14 protein-coding genes are annotated in these 17199 nt (G+C 74.5%); 7 read left to right on the top strand and 7 right to left on the bottom strand.

Annotation, left to right across the window (positions count from 1 at the left end; all coding sequences use genetic code 11):
* The first annotated feature begins 316 nt into the window (after positions 1–316).
* Entirely contained in the window at positions 317–934 is a 618-nt protein-coding gene (locus ABEA04_RS06500; RefSeq protein WP_345455908.1) for a hypothetical protein, read from the top strand.
* Positions 935–1078: 144 nt separating this feature from the next.
* On the top strand, positions 1079–3679 hold the full coding sequence (locus ABEA04_RS06505; protein WP_345455911.1) for an ATP-dependent Clp protease ATP-binding subunit: 2601 nt from the start codon (positions 1079–1081) through the stop codon (positions 3677–3679).
* 165 nt (positions 3680–3844) lie between these two features.
* Here ABEA04_RS06505 and ABEA04_RS06510 read toward each other — a convergent pair whose 3' ends face one another.
* Entirely contained in the window at positions 3845–4717 is an 873-nt protein-coding gene (locus tag ABEA04_RS06510; protein WP_345455914.1) for an HhH-GPD family protein, read from the bottom strand.
* An 85-nt stretch (positions 4718–4802) separates the two neighbouring features.
* Here ABEA04_RS06510 and ABEA04_RS06515 point away from each other — a divergent pair, with 85 nt between their 5' ends.
* Positions 4803–5585 carry a hypothetical protein gene (locus tag ABEA04_RS06515; protein ID WP_345455917.1) on the top strand — a complete coding sequence of 261 codons (783 nt, stop codon included), beginning with the start codon at positions 4803–4805 and terminating at the stop codon, positions 5583–5585.
* A gap of 144 nt (positions 5586–5729) precedes the next feature.
* On the opposite strand, the gene disA is transcribed toward ABEA04_RS06515, so the two are convergent.
* Both disA and radA read right to left on the bottom strand, forming a co-directional pair.
* On the bottom strand, positions 5730–6806 hold the full coding sequence (disA, locus tag ABEA04_RS06520) for a DNA integrity scanning diadenylate cyclase DisA (protein WP_345455920.1): 1077 nt from the start codon (positions 6804–6806) through the stop codon (positions 5730–5732).
* Positions 6807–6888: 82 nt separating this feature from the next.
* Complete coding sequence (gene radA, locus ABEA04_RS06525; protein WP_345455923.1) at positions 6889–8337, bottom strand: DNA repair protein RadA; 1449 nt, start codon at positions 8335–8337, stop codon at positions 6889–6891.
* A 135-nt stretch (positions 8338–8472) separates the two neighbouring features.
* Between radA and ABEA04_RS06530 the strand changes: the two genes are divergently transcribed.
* Entirely contained in the window at positions 8473–9513 is a 1041-nt protein-coding gene (locus ABEA04_RS06530) for a LacI family DNA-binding transcriptional regulator (RefSeq protein WP_345455927.1), read from the top strand.
* On the opposite strand, the gene ABEA04_RS06535 is transcribed toward ABEA04_RS06530, so the two are convergent.
* The 4 genes from ABEA04_RS06535 to ABEA04_RS06550 all read right to left on the bottom strand — a co-directional run bounded on the left by ABEA04_RS06535 (position 9514) and on the right by ABEA04_RS06550 (position 13932).
* On the bottom strand, positions 9514–10224 hold the full coding sequence (locus ABEA04_RS06535; protein ID WP_345455930.1) for a class I SAM-dependent methyltransferase: 711 nt from the start codon (positions 10222–10224) through the stop codon (positions 9514–9516).
* Positions 10225–10264: 40 nt separating this feature from the next.
* Positions 10265–10903 (bottom strand): VOC family protein, encoded by a 639-nt coding sequence (locus ABEA04_RS06540; protein WP_345455935.1) that lies wholly within the window; start codon positions 10901–10903, stop codon positions 10265–10267.
* Between the two features lie 69 nt (positions 10904–10972).
* Positions 10973–12991: a GTP-binding protein gene (locus tag ABEA04_RS06545; RefSeq protein ID WP_345455938.1), complete on the bottom strand. Its 2019-nt coding sequence runs from the start codon at positions 12989–12991 to the stop codon at positions 10973–10975.
* A 164-nt stretch (positions 12992–13155) separates the two neighbouring features.
* Entirely contained in the window at positions 13156–13932 is a 777-nt protein-coding gene (locus ABEA04_RS06550; RefSeq protein ID WP_345455941.1) for a DUF3109 family protein, read from the bottom strand.
* Between the two features lie 186 nt (positions 13933–14118).
* On the opposite strand from ABEA04_RS06550, the gene ABEA04_RS06555 reads away from it, so the two are divergent.
* The 3 genes from ABEA04_RS06555 (at position 14119) to ABEA04_RS06565 (ending at position 17148) form a co-directional block, all read left to right on the top strand.
* Entirely contained in the window at positions 14119–15054 is a 936-nt protein-coding gene (locus tag ABEA04_RS06555) for a Ppx/GppA family phosphatase (RefSeq protein WP_345455944.1), read from the top strand.
* The gene (locus tag ABEA04_RS06560) at positions 15051–15851 is read left to right on the top strand and encodes a sugar phosphate isomerase/epimerase family protein (RefSeq protein ID WP_345455947.1); all 801 of its coding nucleotides are present in this window, start codon (positions 15051–15053) and stop codon (positions 15849–15851) included. Before ABEA04_RS06555 ends, ABEA04_RS06560 begins: the two co-directional genes overlap by 4 nt.
* 76 nt (positions 15852–15927) lie before the next feature.
* Positions 15928–17148, top strand: a complete 1221-nt coding sequence (locus ABEA04_RS06565) for a hypothetical protein (RefSeq protein ID WP_345455950.1) — start codon at positions 15928–15930, stop codon at positions 17146–17148.
* The last annotated feature ends 51 nt before the right edge of the window (positions 17149–17199 follow it).

The following is a 17199-nucleotide window of genomic DNA, read 5'->3' on the forward strand; positions in this document are numbered from 1 at the left end:
GGCGACGAGCCTCGAGACCCCTGGCCCTCCGAGGCCGAGCCACCCCCACGGACCCTGAGCCTGCCGAAGGGCCGCCCACCCCCACGGACCCTGAGCTCGTCGAAGGGCCGCTCCACACGGCCCCTGGCCTTCCGAGGCCGAGCCACCCTCACGGACCCTCTGCTCGTCGTAGGGCCGCTCCACACGGTGGCCGAGGTGCGAGGAGCTCTGGCGACGAGCCTCGAGACCGCTGGCCGTCCGAGGCCGAGCCACCCCCACGGACCCTGAGCCTGTCGAAGGGCCCTCCCGGATCGGACGCCGCACCTAGCCTGTTCCCGTGCTCCGCCGACTCGTCCTCCCGACGCTCCTCCCGACGCTCCTCGCGCTCGCGCTGACCGCGTGCAGCGGCGAGGACGACGAGCCTGCCGACGACCGGGCCGACGAGCCGGTGCCGCCGGCGGGGATGGTCTACGTCGGGGTCGACGGGGTGGTGGCGGCCGTGCCCGAGGCCTGGGCGCCGGCGTCCGACCCGCTCTGCGGCGGGACGGCGGCCGACGCCTACTGGCTCGCCCAGCCCGACCCGCCCGGTGTCGAGTGCCCCGTGACCGAGCCGGGCACCGAGCAGCCGCGCTTCCTCGAGATCCACGGCGCCGACGGTCCCGGCGTCGGGGGCTACCCGTGCCTCGCCGACCGCTGCCCCGAGGTGTGGCGGCTCGACGACGTCTCGTTCCTGGTCGGGTCGCAGCACCCGTCGCTCGTCGCCGGCGACCCGCCGCCGACCCTCCGGCTGCCCGACGGCTGGACGACGGTGCCGTTCTGGCCGGCCGGGGCCGCGACCGAGGACGACTACCGCGCCGTCCTGGCCGAGGCCGGGCTCGGCGACGTCGTCACGATCGACGACGCCGGGGCCCGCACGACCACGCCGGCGCAGGGCGCCGTCGTCCGCGTGCCGTGACGCGCCCGACGGTGGGCGCGTTCGCTGATAGCGGACGCCGACCGGGTGTGTTCGGGAACGCGTAGGGTTGCAACGGGGTTGGAACTCTCGTGTCCCCCACGCCCGGCGTGGAGGACGGCCCCACAGACTTAAGAGGAGTGGCGAATGTTCGAGCGGTTCACCGACCGTGCACGCCGGGTTGTCGTGCTGGCCCAGGAAGAGGCCCGCATGCTCTCCCACAACTACATCGGCACCGAGCACATCCTGCTCGGTCTCATCCACGAGGGCGAGGGCGTCGCCGCCAAGGCGCTCGAGAGCCTCGACATCAGCCTCGAGGCGGTGCGCGCCCAGGTCGAGGAGATCATCGGCCAGGGCCAGCAGGCGCCGAGCGGGCACATCCCGTTCACCCCGCGCGCCAAGAAGGTGCTCGAGCTGAGCCTGCGCGAGGCGCTGCAGCTCGGCCACAGCTACATCGGCACCGAGCACATCCTGCTCGGCCTGATCCGCGAGGGCGAGGGCGTGGCCGCCCAGGTGCTGCAGAAGCTCGGCGCCGACCTCAACCGCGTGCGGCAGCAGGTCATCCAGCTGCTCAGCGGGTTCCAGGGCAAGGAGTCCAGCCAGCAGGCGGCCGCGGCCACCGGCGGCGGCGACGCGCCGTCGTCCTCGCTCGTGCTCGACCAGTTCGGCCGCAACCTGACCCAGGACGCCCGCGAGGGCAAGCTCGACCCGGTCATCGGTCGTGGGCAGGAGATCGAGCGGGTCATGCAGATCCTCTCGCGCCGCACGAAGAACAACCCGGTGCTCATCGGCGAGCCCGGCGTCGGCAAGACCACGATCGTCGAGGGCCTGGCCCAGGACATCGTCAAGGGCAACGTGCCCGAGACGCTGAAGGACAAGCAGATCTACACCCTCGACCTCGGCGCGCTGGTGGCCGGCAGCCGCTACCGCGGTGACTTCGAGGAGCGCCTGAAGAAGGTGCTCAAGGAGATCCGCACCCGCGGCGACATCGTGCTGTTCATCGACGAGATCCACACCCTCGTCGGCGCCGGTGCGGCCGAGGGCGCCATCGACGCCGCCAGCATCCTCAAGCCGATGCTGGCCCGCGGCGAGCTGCAGACCATCGGCGCCACCACCCTCGACGAGTACCGCAAGTACCTCGAGAAGGACGCCGCGCTCGAGCGCCGCTTCCAGCCGATCCAGGTCGCCGAGCCCTCGATCGCGCACACCATCGAGATGCTCAAGGGCCTGCGCGACCGCTACGAGGCGCACCACCGCGTCACCATCACCGACGAGGCGCTGGTCTCGGCGGCGACGCTGGCCGACCGCTACATCTCCGACCGTTTCCTGCCCGACAAGGCCATCGACCTCATCGACGAGGCCGGCTCGCGGCTGCGCATCCGCCGCATGACCGCCCCCGCCGACCTGCGCGAGTACGACGACAAGATCGCCGACGTCCGCTCGCGCAAGGAGGCCGCCATCGACGGTCAGGACTTCGAGGCCGCCGCCCGGCTGCGCGACGAGGAGAAGCAGCTCACGCTGCGCAAGGCCGAGCGCGAGAAGCAGTGGCGCGCGGGTGACATGGACGAGGTCGCCGAGGTCGACGAGGAGCTCATCGCCGAGGTCCTCGCCGTCGCCACCGGCATCCCGATCGTGAAGCTCTCCGAGGAGGAGTCGACCCGGCTGCTCAAGATGGAGGACGAGCTGCACAAGCGGGTCATCGGTCAGGACCACGCCGTGGCCGCGCTGTCGCGGGCGATCCGACGTACCCGCGCCGGTCTGAAGGACCCCAAGCGTCCCGGCGGGTCGTTCATCTTCGCCGGGCCCTCAGGCGTCGGCAAGACGTGGCTGTCGAAGACGCTCGCCGACTTCCTGTTCGGCGACGAGGACTCCCTCATCCAGCTCGACATGTCGGAGTTCAGCGAGAAGCACACCGTCTCGCGGCTCTTCGGCTCGCCCCCGGGCTACGTCGGCTACGAGGAGGGCGGCCAGCTCACCGAGAAGGTGCGCCGCAAGCCGTTCTCCGTCGTGCTCTTCGACGAGGTCGAGAAGGCCCACCCCGACATCTTCAACAGCCTCCTGCAGATCCTGGAGGAGGGGCGCCTGACCGACAGCCAGGGCCGGGTGGTCGACTTCAAGAACACCGTCATCATCATGACCACCAACCTCGGCACCCGCGACATCGCCAAGTCGGTGCACCTGGGCTTCAACCAGAGCGGCGACGCGGCGGGCTCCTACGAGCGCATGAAGAACAAGGTGCAGGACGAGCTCAAGCAGCACTTCCGGCCCGAGTTCCTCAACCGTGTCGACGAGGTCATCGTCTTCCCGCCGCTCTCGCGCGAGCAGATCGTGCACATGGTCGACAACATGATCGCCTCGGTCGAGCTGCGCATGCGCGACCGCGACATGCGCATCGAGCTCACGCAGGACGCCAAGAACCTGCTGGCCGAGCGTGGTTTCGACCCGGTGCTCGGCGCCCGTCCGCTGCGGCGCACGGTGCAGCGCGAGATCGAGGACGTCCTGGCCGAGAAGATGCTCTACGGCGAGGTCGGCCCCGGCCAGATCGTGCTCGTGGGCGTCGAGGGCGAGGGCCCCACGGCGACCTTCACCTTCGAGGGCCAGAAGGTCGGCGAGCTGCCCGACCTGCCGCCGTTCGAGACCGCCGAGGTCGGCGGCGTCGACCTCGGTCAGTCGACCGACGACGGCCCGGTCGACATCAAGAAGGCCCCGCCCGCCGAGGGCGAGGGTGGCGCCACCGGCACCGCCTGATCGATCCCCACGCTGACCCGTCGCTTGTAAGCGACGGGTCAGCGTCGTTTTTCAGGCGACCGGCGATGGCAGGCCAAGTGTGATCCCACGCTGACCCGTCAGACATGTCTGACGGGTCGACGCGGATCTCACGCTGACCCGTCGGACATGTCTGACGGGTCGGCGTCAGGGGAGGGCGTAGGTGTCGGGGCCGGTGCGAGTGGCGAGGCCGTCGGTGACGAGGGCGGCCAGGCAGCGCTCGCGCTGGGGGACGTCGTCCCAGACGGCCTCGAGGCTGCTGCGGTGGACGGCGCCGTCGGCCTCGCGCAGGACGGCGAGCAGGCGCCCGCGGCACTGCCGGTCGGTGCCGGCCCACGCCTGGCCGCGGCGGGGTGGGCCGTCGTGCGGCGGGCAGCCGGCCGCGCGCCAGGCGCACGCCGACGCCAGCGGGCAGGCGGGGCAGCGCGGGTTCGCCGCGGTGCACACCAGCGCGCCGAGCTCCATGACGGCGACGGCCCAGGTGGCGGCGGTGGCGTCGTCGTCCGGCACGAGCGCGGCGGCCCGGTCGCGCTCGGCCCGGGTGAGGGAGGCCGGCGGGTGCTCGACGCCGCCCACCACGCGGGCGATCACGCGCCGCACGTTCGTGTCGAGGACGACGTGACGACGTCCGTAGGCGAAGCTCGCCACCGCCGCGGCGGTGTAGTCGCCGACGCCGGGCAGCGCCAGCAGGTCGTCGTAGGCGTCGGGCACCACACCGTCGTGCCGCTCGACGATGGCGACGGCGGCCGCGTGCAGCCGCAGCGCACGCCGCGGGTAGCCGAGACGCCCCCAGGCGCGCACCGCCTCGCCGGTCGGCTCCGCGGCCAGGTCGGCCGGCGTCGGCCAGCGCTCCAGCCACGCCTCGTGCACCGGCAGCACCCGCGCCACCGGCGTCTGCTGCAGCATCAGCTCGGAGACCAGCACCGACCACGCCGAGGCCTCCGGCCGGCGCCACGGCAGGTCGCGCTGGTGCTCGGCGTACCAGGCCAGCACCGGCTCGTGGAGGGTCGAGTCGGGCACGCGGACAGTCTCTCGCGCGTCGGGTCGGGCCGCGCACGGAGTGGCACCGCCACCGCGGGCGCTCGGCTGGCTAGCGTCGTGACCCGTGTCGAACCGCCGTCCACCGCTGCCCTCCGGGGTCTACTGGCGGCGCCGGCTGTTCGTGCTCGGCACCGTCGCCGCCCTGGTGCTGCTGGCGGTGAATCTGGTGCGCGGCGGCGGGGACGACGCCCCCGCCGACGACGCCGCCCGGCTCGCCGGCGAGTCCGCGACCGCGCCGTCGGCGACGCCGTCCACGGCCCCGACCGACGCAGGTCGTCCGGGCCGCGGCGGCCAGCGGCCGGGCCCCCGCGCCCCGCGTCCCACGCCGACCCCCACGCCCACGCCCGAGCCCGAGCCGCCCGCCGAGCCCAGCGGCCCCTGCGAGCCGCGCGACGTCGTGGTGACGCCGTCCGCGCCGGTTGCCGTGGCCGGCGGCCCGGTGACCTTCCGGCTCCTGGTCGGCACGCTGGAGACGCCGGCGTGCTACTGGACCCTCGAGCGCAGCAGCCTCGCCCTCGCCATCAGCGACGCCGGGCAGGAGGTCTGGTCGAGCAGCGTGTGCGGCAAGCAGCTGCCGTCGGTCGACGTCGTGGCCCGCCGCGACCAGCCCGCCACCGTGGACGTCGTGTGGGACGGCCGCGCGTCGCTGCCCGACTGCCGGCGCGGTGCCCCGGCGGTCGGCCCCGGCGACTACAGCGTGCGCACCGCCGCGCTCGGCGGCGAGCCGTCCGACCCGGTCACCTTCACCCTCATCGACCCGGCCGTGGTGCCCGAGGAGCCCGAGCCCGAGCCGGATCCTGAGGACGACGGGGCTCACGCGCAGTCGTTCTGGTCGCTGCGGGACTAGTTCTGGCCCGGGGCCAGGTGGTCGTCGCGTCACGAGGTCTCGTCACGCCGGCTCACGGGCTTCGCAGGCTCAGCCCGTGACGGCTTGCTCGACCCGCCGGCGTCCGGCACGAGCTCGCGCCTCGCTCGTACCGGGCCGTCAGGATCAGACGTAGCGCTCGAGGATGGTGGACTCGGCGAGGCGGGACAGGCCCTCGCGGACGCTGCGGGCCCGCAGCTCGCCGACGCCGTCGACGGCCTGGAGGTCCTCGACCCCGGCCGAGAGCAGCTTCTGCAGCGTGCCGAAGTGCTCGACCAGCCGGTCGACCACGGCGGGGGGCAGCCGCGGGACCTTGGTCAGCAGCCGGTAGCCGCGCGGCGCGACCGCGCCGTCGAGATGCTCGGCGGTGCCGAGGCCCAGCACCTTCGCCGCCGAGGCGGGATCGACCAGCTCGGTGGGGGAGAGCGCCTCGAGCCGGCCGAGGAGCACCTCGGGGCTCTTGCTGCGGCGTCCGGGCGGGACATAGTCGCGGATGACGAGCTCGCGCTCGGTGTCGACGCCGGTGACGAGCTCTTCGAGCTGCAGCGAGAGCAGCCGGCCGTCGGTGCCGAGCTCGAGCACGTAGTCCTCGATCTCGCGGGCGATGCGGGTGACCATCTCGAGCCGCTGGGCCACGACGGCGACGTCGCGGACCGTGACGAGGTCTTCCACCTCGAGCGCCGAGAGCGTGCTGGAGACCTCGTCGAGGCGCAGCTTGTAGCGCTCGAGCGTGGCGAGGGCCTGGTTGGCGCGCGAGAGGATCTGGCCGGAGTCCTCGAGCACGTGCCGGGTCGCGCCGACGTAGGCGGCGATGATCTGCATCGACTGCGACACCGAGATCACCGGGAACCCGGTCTGCTTGGCGACCCGGTCGGCGGTGCGGTGGCGGGTGCCGGTCTCCTCCGAGGGGATCGTGTGGTCGGGCATCAGGTGCACCGCGGCCCGGATGATGCGGGTGAGGTTGTGGTCGACGATGATCGCGCCGTCCATCTTGGCCAGCTCGCGCAGGCCGGTGGCGGTGAAGGGGACGTCGAGCACGAACCCGCCCGTGGCGATCGACTCGACGGTGCGGTCGTGCCCCAGCACGACGAGCGCGCCGGTGCGGCCGCGCAGGATGCGCTCGAGGCCGTCGCGCAGGGCGGTGCCGGGAGCGGTGCGCGCCAACGTCGCGCGCAGCTGCTCGTCGCCGCGGCCATCACTCACGTGCGCCCCTCCTCCCGGGAATCGACGGGCGAGTGCACCTTATCCGTGATGGGCCGCCCGCCGCGCGGACTCACGCGCGGACTCACTGGGGTTCGACCACCTCGAGCGACGGCTTCTGGCGCGAGCCGACCTGCAGCAGCCGCAGCGCGGAGAGGACGTCGCGCGCCTCGACGACCCGCAGGCCCTCGACCGTGCGGTCGGACCCGGCCGAGCGCGGCCCGTCGGGGCTCTGCCGGCCGGCGGGCACCACGGCCATCGAGAAGCCGAGCCGCGCCGCCTCGGCGAGCCGCTGCGGCAGGTCGCGCACCCGGCGCAGCTCGCCGGCCAGGCCGATCTCGCCCAGCGCGACCACGCCCACGGGCGGCGGCGTGAGGTAGGTGGCCGAGGCGACCGCGACCGCCACGGCGAGGTCACTGGCCGGCTCGGACAGTCGCGCCCCACCGACGGTGGAGGCGAAGACGTCGTGGCCGTGCAGCCGGATGCCGCAGTGCTGCTGCAGGACGGCGAGCACCATCGCCAGGCGCGAGCCGTCGAGCCCCGAGACGGTGCGGCGCGGACGCTCGGCCGCGGACGGCGCCACCAGCGCCTGCACCTCGGCCAGCAGCGGGCGGCGTCCCTCCATCGTGACGGCCACCGAGGTGCCCGGCACCCGCCCGCCGACGTGCTCGACGAACAGCCCGCTCGGGTCGGCGACCGCGCTGATGCCGTCGGCGCCGAGGTCGAAGCAGCCCACCTCGTCGACCGGGCCGAACCGGTTCTTGACCGCACGCAGCATGCGGAAGCGCGAGCTGCGGTCGCCCTCGAAGTGCAGCACGACGTCGACGAGGTGCTCGAGCACGCGGGGGCCGGCGATGCCGCCGTCCTTGGTGACGTGGCCGACGAGCACGGTGGCGATGCCGCGGGTCTTGGCGACGCGCACCAGCGCGGCCGAGACCTCCTTGACCTGGGTGACCCCGCCGGGCACGCCCTCGACCCCGGCGGCGCCGATGGTCTGCACCGAGTCGACGACCAGCAGGTCGGGCCGCACCTGCTCGACGTGGGTGAGCACGGCGCCCAGGTCGGTCTCGGCGGCCAGGTAGAGCTCGTCGTGGACGCCGCCGGTGCGGTCGGCGCGCAGCCGCACCTGACCGGCCGACTCCTCACCGGTCACGTAGAGCACGCGGCGCCCCTCGCGCGCGGTCTGGGCGGCCACCTCGAGCAGCAGCGTGCTCTTGCCGACCCCCGGCTCGCCGGCCAGCAGGACGGCGGCGCCGGGCACCAGCCCGCCACCGAGCACCCGGTCGAGCTCGGCCACGCCGCTGCGCCGGAAGGCCGCCTCGGAGCCCGAGACCTGCCCGATGGGCACGGCCGCCGAGGTGACGGGGGCGGGGGCGGCGCGCACCGTGGGCGCGGCCGCCTCGGCGACCGAGCCCCACGCCTGGCACTCGCCGCAGCGGCCCACCCACTTGGCCGTCTGCCACCCGCACTCGGCGCACCGGTAGTGGGGGCGCTGGGACCGGCCCGAGCGGGCGCCGAGGGTGGAGGAGGCCATGGCGCGAACGCTAGGCGAGGCCACCGACATTCACCTGCTCGCAGGGTCGGCGAGCCGGATCCGGCCGTCGTAGACTCCGGCCACACCCGGACTTGGATCGATCCAGAGGAACCGCTCGGCGAGAGGGGAGGGGCCGTGGACAGCCGCAGCCGCACCGTCACCCGCATCCCTGTCAACGCCCCCACGCTGGCCGACGTCGCCGAGCGTGCCGGGGTCTCGCGGCAGACGGTCTCGAACGCCGTCAACAACCCCGACCTGCTGCGCTCCGACACCCTGCTGCGGGTGCAGCGCGCCATCGGCGAGCTCGGCTACGTGCCCAACCGCGCCGCCCGCAACCTGCGCACGCGGGCCAGCCACCTCGTCGGCCTGCGCATGAGCCCGGTGCTCGAGGGCGTCGCCACCACCGTCATGGACCGCTTCGTGCACTCGCTGGTGTGGACCTCGCGCGAGGCCGGCTACCACGTGCTGCTGTTCTCGGGCGAGGGTCCCGACCCGCTCGAGGGCTACGACGACCTGCTGCGCTCCACCGCCGTCGACGCCTTCGTCGTCACCGACACCTACCTCGGCAACCCGCAGGCGGTGTGGCTGCGCGAGCGGCGCGCGCCCTTCGTGGCCTTCGGCCGCCCGTGGGACGACGTCGAGGCCCGCCACCCGTGGGTCGACGTCGACGGCGCCGCCGGCACCGAGCTCGCCACCCGCCACCTGCTCGACCGGGGGCACACCAAGGTCGCCTGGATCGGCTGGCGCAAGGACTCCCGCATCGGCGAGGACCGCCGCTCCGGCTGGAGCCGCGCGATGCACGAGCGGGGCCTGTCGACCACCGGCCTGGCCTCCCGGGTCGAGGACTCCCTCGGCAGCGGCCGCGACGCCAGCGCCCACCTGCTCGACGAGGCGCAGCCCTCGGCGTTCGTCTGCGCCTCCGACACCCTGGCCATGGGGGTGCTGCACACCCTGGCCGACCGCGGCCTGCACCCCGGCCGCGACGTCGCGGTCGTCGGCTTCGACGACTCCCAGGTCGCCCAGCTCGTCCACCCCGGGCTCACCTCGGTGCGGCAGCCGCTCGAGGAGGTCGCGATCGCCGTCGTCCGCTCCCTGGAGGACCTGCTGGCCACGCCCTCGCAGGTCGCCGACGGCCTGCTGCTCAGCCCGACCCTCGTGGTCCGCGGCACCGCGTGATCAGTAGCGCCGCGACCACACGTTGACCGCGTAGTCGACCTCGAGGCCCTCGTGGTGGCGCAGGACCTCCTCGGCCACGGTGGCGTTGAACTCGATGCGGACGACGGCCTCGAGGTCGGCGCGGCTCTCGAACCGCCAGCCCATGTCGACCGGCGTGCGCGTCCAGCCGCGGGTGGCCCAGAACCGCTCGATCTCGGACGGTGCCGGCAGGTGCGGGTAGCCGCGGCGGAACCACGCGCCGAACGTCGAGCGCGACCCGTCGTTGTCGACGACCAGCGCGACGCCGCCCGGCGCGACCACCCGGTCGAGCTCGGCGAGCCCGGGCTCGCAGCCGGGACCGAAGAAGTAGGCCCACCGCGCGTGGACGACGTCGACCGACCGGTCGGGCAGCGGCACCGCCTGCGCCGTGCCGGCGAGCGTGGTCACGTGGGGCAGCCGACGGGTGCGGCGGGCCGCGAGGGCCAGCAGGTCGTGGTGCGGCTCGACGCCGACGACCTGCCCGGCCGTCTCCGCGAACAGCGGGAGGTGGAACCCGGTGCCGCAGCCGAGGTCGAGCACCCGGCGCCCGCGCCAGCCGTCGGGACCGGCCAGCCCGGCGAGCGTCGTCCACAGGCGGCCGTCGGGGTCGACGGCTCGGTTCTCGACCTCGTAGGTGGCGGTGTGCTGCCAGATGTTCGGGCTGGGCACCGCGCCCTTCAACGCCGACCTCATGCGAGGGCCCCGACCACGCGTCGGGTCGACCACATCGACCTCAGATGCGGACGAGGCCGTTCGGGGTCTGGACCTGCGCGGCCAGGATGCCGGGGGTGCCGTGGGGGGCGACCCACTCGACCTTGACGTCCTCGAGCGGGGCCTCGACGGTCTCGCCGAGCCACTCGCTGACCCGCTGCGGGTCACCGGCGATCTCGAGGCAGGCCAGCGAGACGGTGCCGTCGGCGCCGGCGGAGGGGTGCAGCTCGGCCGGGACGTCCCACTGCAGGAAGAACGGCAGCTGCGGGTCGGAGATCAGGCCGTTGACGCCGATCTGCTTCCAGCGCAGCTCGGTGCCGTCGGGGCGGTGCCGGTTGCCGGGCACGGCGGCGCGGCCCAGGCGCTGCTCGACGATGGAGATGTCGTCGACCGCGACGACCCAGCCCAGCCAGCCGCCGCCGAGGGCGGAGCGGGCCTTGACGGCCTGGCCGAACGGCGCCTTGTCGGACGCCGGGTGGTCGAGCGCCTCGACGACCTCGAGGTAGGTGTGCTCGGCCATGGCCAGCGTGCGGTTGCGCGTGCCGAACCTCGGGTGGACGCCGCCGTCGTCGAACTCCCGGCCGAGCAGCGCGCCGAGGCGTTCGGCGGTCGCGTCGAGACCGTCGGGTCCGGCGGCGTAGGAGAGGTGGTCGAGGCGCATGACCTCATTGTCGACATCGGAGGGGTGAGGCGGAAAACCGGGGTCGCCTTGTCTTGACGTCGAGGCACCTCACCGGGGCTTGCCCCGGAACCAGGCCTCGCGCTCGCGCGGGTCGAGGTCGGTGCGGCGGCGCGACGGCGGGCGGGTGCCGCCGACCGGTGCGTGGTGGTCGAGCTCGTGCCACAGCACCGCCTCGCCGCTGGTGAGGTCGGGCAGCCGGGCGGCGAGGTCGGGCACCGACGCCGTCGGCAGGCAGCCGCGCAGCACGGTGCGGCCCGCGCCGGCCCGCTGCGACTCCGCGACGGCGTCGTCCGCGGCCCCGCGCAGCCGGCCGAGCAGCGCCGCGACCGGGCCGAGGACGTCGTCCGGCACCGACAGCTCGAACCGCTCGACCGGCTCGCAGACCCGGGTGCCGGCCTGCTCGAGCGCCGCCATCAGCACCACGGGCGCGAGCAGCCGGAAGTCGGCCGCCACGCTCGAGATCGACTTGTCGAAGACCTGGTGCGGCTTGCTCTGCCGCGGCCAGTAGTCCGACGACGTCATCGTCACCGTGCAGTCGGTGACCGGCCACCCGTGCCGGCCCTGCCGCAGCGCCCGCCGCACGCCCTCCTCGGTGGCGGTGACGAACGCCGGCGGCAGGTTGCCGCGCTCGACGCCGGGCGAGAACGCGACGCCGTGCCCGACCGGCGCCGCCTCGACGCGCAGCCCGACGCCGGCCAGGTAGGGGTTGCCCCGGCGCCGGATCGCCTCCGACGCCGCGCCGGTGCCCACGACGCGCTCGAGGTGCACCACCGACAGGTCGCGGAACCGCGCCCCGACGCCGTACCGCTCGGCCAGCAGCGCCGCGACCACCTCCTGCTGCACGGTGCCGTGCAGGCTGACCGCGGCCTCGCCGTCGTGCTCGTCGAGCCGCAGGTCGATGAGCGGGTCCTCGTCGGCCAGCTCGGTGAGCGCGGTGAACAGCGCGCCACGCCGCCGCGGGTCGACCGGCTCGACCAGCGCCTGCAGCGTCGCGGGCGGGAACCGGTGGGTCGGCCGGCGCGGCGGTCGGCCGACGGTGTCGCCGACGCGGGCGGCGGGGCCGCGCACGACGGCCACCTCGCCGGCCCGCGCCCGCGAGCGCGGCACGAGGCCGGCCGGCTCGCTGACCTCGACGGCGGTGACCGGGGTGGGGACGCCGTCGCCGAGAGCCAGGCGGTCGCGCCGGGCGAGCTCGCCCGACCAGACCCGCACCCAGGCGCGCCGTCCGGCGTCGTCGCGGTCGACGGCGAAGACGGTCGCGGCGAGCTCGGGGGTGCGTGGCCGCGGCCGGCGCACCAGGCCGGTGAGCGCCGCCCGCAGCTCGTCGAGACCGGCCCCGGTGATCGCCGACCCGGCCAGCACCGGGACGACGCCGTCGGGCCGCAGCCGCGCCCGTACCGCCCGCCGGACGTCGCCCGCGCGCGCCCGTCCGTCGACCCACCGGCGCAGCAGCCGGTCGTCGTGCTCGGCGACGGCGGCGACGACGGCGTCGTCGGTCAGGGGCAGCGACTCGACGGCCACCCCGCGGGCGCCCTGGCCGCGGGCGCGCACGAGCGGGACGGCGTCGGCGTCCAGGCGGGTGCGCACCTGCGCCACCACCCGGTCGAGGTCGGCGCCGGCGCGGTCGAGCTTGTTGACGAAAAGCAGCGTCGGCAGGCCGAGCCGGCGCAGCGCCCGCCAGAGAGCGACGGTCTGCGGCTGCACGCCCTCGACCGCGCTGAGCACGAGCACGGCGGCGTCCAGCACCGCCAGCGACCGCTCGACCTCGGCCACGAAGTCGGGGTGGCCGGGGGTGTCGAGGATCGAGACCGTCACGCCGTCGAGGGCGAACGACGTGACGGCGGCGCGGATGGTGATGCCGCGTCGGCGCTCGAGGTCGAGCGCGTCGGTGCGGGTGGTGCCGGCGTCGACGCTGCCGAGGGTCGCGACGGCGCCGGCGTCGTACAGCAGGCGCTCGGTGAGGCTGGTCTTGCCGGCGTCGACGTGGGCGACGACGCCCAGGTTCAGCCGGTCGGGGTCGGGGTCAGCAGGTGCATCGGGACGTGCGGGGGTGCGGTCGAGGGACACGGCGGGGCTCCAGCGCTGGACGGACGGTCGTCTGAGCGGTGGGAGCTGCGCGCATGCCGGGATCTCCTCGATCGGGGTCGGTCCCCGGCAGGCTGGCACGGCGGGTGGACGTCGGGCGAGGGGTTTTGCGTGGACGGCGGGCCCTTCGACGGGCTCAGGGTCCGTCAGGGACGCGACGCAGGGTGCAGGGTCAGCAGCGACCGCTTGCGCAGGTGCTCCTCGCAGTGCGGCACGAGGGCGTCGTAGGCGGCGCGGCCCATCAGCGCGACGAGCTCGGGCTCGTGGGTGAGGTAGACCGGCTCGGGGGCCACGTGGGCCTCGGTGTTGCCCGAGCAGTACCAGTCGAGGTCGTGGCCGCCGGGACCCCAGCCGCGCCGGTCGTACTCGCCGATGCTCACCTCGGTGTACGACGTCCCGTCCTGCCGCTCGACGTCGCGGAAGGTGCGGCGGATCGGCAGCTGCCAGCACACGTCGGGCTTGGTCTCGAGCGGGTTGCGGCCGAGCACGAGCGCGAGCGAGTGGAGGGCGCAGCCGGCGCCGCCCTCGCCGCCCTCGGGCGCGAAGTCGACCCGGTTGTGGAAGACGCAGGCGCTCTGGCCGTCGACGTCGAGCACCCGGGTCTTGCGCTCGCCGTCGGCGTCGGTCTCGATCCAGTCCTTCTTCTTGACGGTGCGCCCGGGGTGGAACTGCCACAGGTCGGGGTCGAGCATCTCGACGTACCCGGCGACCCGCTTCTCGTCGTCCTCGTCGGCGAAGTGCGCGCCGAGGGTGCAGCAGCCGGTGTCGGGGGCGTCGGCGTAGATGCCCTGGCAGCCGTTGCCGAAGATGCAGGTGTAGCTGCTGGTGAGCCAGGTGAGGTCGCAGCGCATCACCTCGCCGTCGTCGGCCGGGTTCGCGAACTCCACGTAGGCGCGGGGGAAGACCAGGTCGACCTCGGGCACGCCCGCCAGCGTACGGCCGTGCTCGTGCCGCGCGTCTCGCCCCGGCCTTCTCAGCCGGCTCCTGACCTTCTCGGCCGGTGCAACGGCCGAGAACGACAGGAGTCACCGGATCACCGGTGACTCCTGCCGCCGCCCGCCCACCGAACCACCCGGGAGGGTCCGGGTGGCACCGGTAGCGTGGGACCCATGCGCCTCGGCGTCCTCGACATCGGCTCGAACACCGGTCATCTGCTGGTGGTCGACGCCCACGGCGGGGCCGCGCCGCTGCCGGCGTTCAGCTACAAGCAGCCGCTGCGGCTCGCCGAGCACCTCGACGGCGACGGTGCGGTGACGGCCGCCGGCATCGACGCGCTGGCCGCCTTCACCGCCCAGGCGCTCGTGGTGGCCGACGACAAGGGCTGCGAGGCGATGCTGCCGTTCGCGACCTCGGCGGTGCGCGAGAGCGCCAACGCCGACGACGTCCTGGCCGCGGTGCAGGAGCGCACGGGCGTCGCGATCGCGGTGCTCTCCGGCGAGGACGAGGCCCGCCTGACCTTCCTGGCCGTGCGGCGCTGGTTCGGCTGGTCGGCCGGGCGGCTGGCCGTCTTCGACATCGGCGGCGGCTCGCTCGAGATCGCCGGCGGCGGCGACGAGCGCCCGGACGTCGCCTGGTCGCTCCCGCTGGGGGCCGCCCGGCTGGCCCGCAGCCACTTCGCCACGGCACCCGACGAGGCCGGCCTCAAGGCCGTCCGCAAGCGCATCCGCACCGAGATCGCCCGCGACGCCGGCAACCTGCTGCGGGCCGGCACGCCGCACCGGGCGGCGGCGACGTCCAAGACCTTCCGCTCGCTGGCCCGCATCTGCGGCGCGGCGCCGTCGGGGGAGGGGCCGCTCGCGCCACGCAGCCTGCCCCTGGCCGAGCTGCGCACCTGGATCCCGAAGCTGGTCGAGATGCGCGCCGACGAGCTGGCCTCGCTGCCCGGCGTCTCGCCGAGCCGCACCCACCAGATCGTGCCGGGGGCGCTCGTCGCCGAGGCCTGCATGGACATCTTCGACCTCGCCGAGCTCGAGATCTGCCCGTGGGCGCTGCGCGAGGGCGTCATCCTCGAGCGCATCGACGGGCTCGGCGGTCTGCTCGCGTGACCCGCCGCCCGACCCGCTTCGGCCTCTCCACGTCGTCGGTCTACCCCGAGTCGACCGCGCACGCCTTCGCCTACGCGGCCGCCCTCGGCTACGACGCCGTCGAGGTGATGGTGGGCATCGACGCGCTCAGCCAGCAGGTCTCGGCGGTCAAGCAGCTCTCCGAGCACCACGGCCTGCCGATCTGCTCGGTGCACTCGCCGTGCCTGCTGTTCACCCAGCGGGTCTGGGGCACCGAGCCGTGGGGCAAGCTCGAGCGCTCGGCCGAGATGGCGCACGAGGTCGGCTGCGACCTGGTCGTCGTCCACCCGCCGTTCCGGTGGCAGCGCGACTACGCCCGCGAGTTCGTCGACGGCATCGTGGCGCTCGAGAGCAGCACCGGCATCCGCTTCGCCGTCGAGAACATGTACCCCTGGCGGGCCACGAAGCGGCGCGGCGCCGAGATGTACCTGCCGGGCTGGGACCCCTCCGAGGAGTCCTACGCCCACACCACCCTCGACCTCTCCCACGCCGCGACGGCGCGCACCGACCCGATCGCGCTGGCCGAGCGGCTCGGCACCCGGTTGAGCCACGTGCACCTCACCGACGGCAGCGGCACGGCCAAGGACGAGCACCTCGTGCCGGGCCGCGGCGCCACCGGCGCCGCCGCGCTGCTGAACCACCTCGCGACCACCGGCTTCGCCGGCGACATCGTGGTCGAGATCAACACCCGCCGCTGCGACACCCGCGAGGAGCGCGAGGCCGACCTGCGCGAGTCGCTCGAGTTCGCCCGCGAGCACTTCACCGTCCCCGCCACCTGACCCGACTGGTCCAGACCGGTCCGGCCGGATCGGTCGTTCGCCGGACGCCGACCCGCTGCGGTGCTCTGCTGCGACCGTGCGCATCCGCTCCCGTGCCGCCACGGCCACCCTTGCCCTGACCGCCCTGCTCCCCGTCGCCGCCGTCACCGGCCTGGGCGCCGACCACGCCGGCGCCGCGATCGCCGAGACGAAGGTGAAGGTCTCGAACGTCACCGCCGGCTGGCAGCCCACCCGAGGTGGCACCCGCGTCGGGGTGTCGTTCCAGCTCGAGAACACCGCCAGCGGCCGCACCCAGCCTCGCCGCGCCAAGTTCTTCCTCGTCTCCGCGGACGGCGGCACCCAGCGCCTGCTCGGCAGCGCCTCCGTGCCCGCCCTCGCCCCCGGCGAGACCCGCACCTTCTTCCGCAACCAGGTCGTCGGACCGCGCATCGTCGAGGGCGACTACCGCACCCGGGTCTGCTACACGCGCCTGCCCGGCGCCGACTGCTCGATCTCGAAGCGGGCCGACGTCACGATCCTGCCGTCCGACCTGACCTCGCCGACGCCCGGCGTCGTCGTGCCCGAGACGTCGTCGGTGCGCATCAGGGTCGTCAACACCGGCCAGGCCCGCAGCGGCCCGCTGCAGACCTCCGTCCGGTCCTTCGGCTTCGTCCCCGTGCGGCGAGGTGGTGAGATCCGCTCGCTGCGGCGCGCGCCGTCGCTGGACTACGAGGTCGACGCCACCACCTGCGGCGCCTCGCTCGCCGCCGGCCAGAGCTGCACCGTCGACGTCTCGCGCACCGCCGAGGGCAACCCGGGCGGCACCGCCGAGCTCGTCGTCCGCGGCCTGCGCGGCTCGGTGCTCGAGGTCGCGCTCACGCCGCCGCTGCGCGTCGTCCCGCTGCGGCACGAGTTCGGGGGCGAGACGGGACAGGTGGCCGTCGGGGACGCCGACGCCTTCACCTACCGCGTGGTCAACGACGGCGAGACCGAGGCGCAGGTGTTCACCGGCTTCCTCCAGAACGAGCGCGACTTCACCTTCACCGGCTTCGGGACCCGCCGCTTCACCTGCGCCGGTGACGGACCGGTGACCGTCGAGCCCGGCTCGTCGTGCACCTTCACGGTGGAGTTCGTCCCGCAGACCGAGGGGTTCAAGCGCAGCGAGGGCGTCATCCTCACCACCGAGGCCGTCCTGCCCTTCCTCGGGAAGGGCCAGGGCACGCCGGGCGAGGGCGTTCCCGGCGAGCCCGGCGTCCCCGGCCCGGTCGGTCCGGGCCAGCGGACGGCCACCTTCGGCTCCCTGCCGGCCGCCGGGTGATCCTGCGCCCGGGACTCGGCCGGGCGCACGTCCCAGGCATAGCCTGGCGGC

Origin of the sequence: Nocardioides marinquilinus (assembly GCF_039543705.1) — a bacterium.
Classification (GTDB): domain Bacteria; phylum Actinomycetota; class Actinomycetes; order Propionibacteriales; family Nocardioidaceae; genus Nocardioides; species Nocardioides marinquilinus.

Coding starts and splice junctions, on each gene's coding strand:
- ABEA04_RS06555 (WP_345455944.1), top strand. CDS start 14,119: ATGCGCCTCGGCGTCCTCGACATCGGCTCGAACACCGGTCATCTGCTG.
- radA (WP_345455923.1), bottom strand. CDS start 8,337: ATGGCCTCCTCCACCCTCGGCGCCCGCTCGGGCCGGTCCCAGCGCCCC.
- ABEA04_RS06535 (WP_345455930.1), bottom strand. CDS start 10,224: ATGAGGTCGGCGTTGAAGGGCGCGGTGCCCAGCCCGAACATCTGGCAG.
- ABEA04_RS06540 (WP_345455935.1), bottom strand. CDS start 10,903: ATGCGCCTCGACCACCTCTCCTACGCCGCCGGACCCGACGGTCTCGAC.
- ABEA04_RS06505 (WP_345455911.1), top strand. CDS start 1,079: ATGTTCGAGCGGTTCACCGACCGTGCACGCCGGGTTGTCGTGCTGGCC.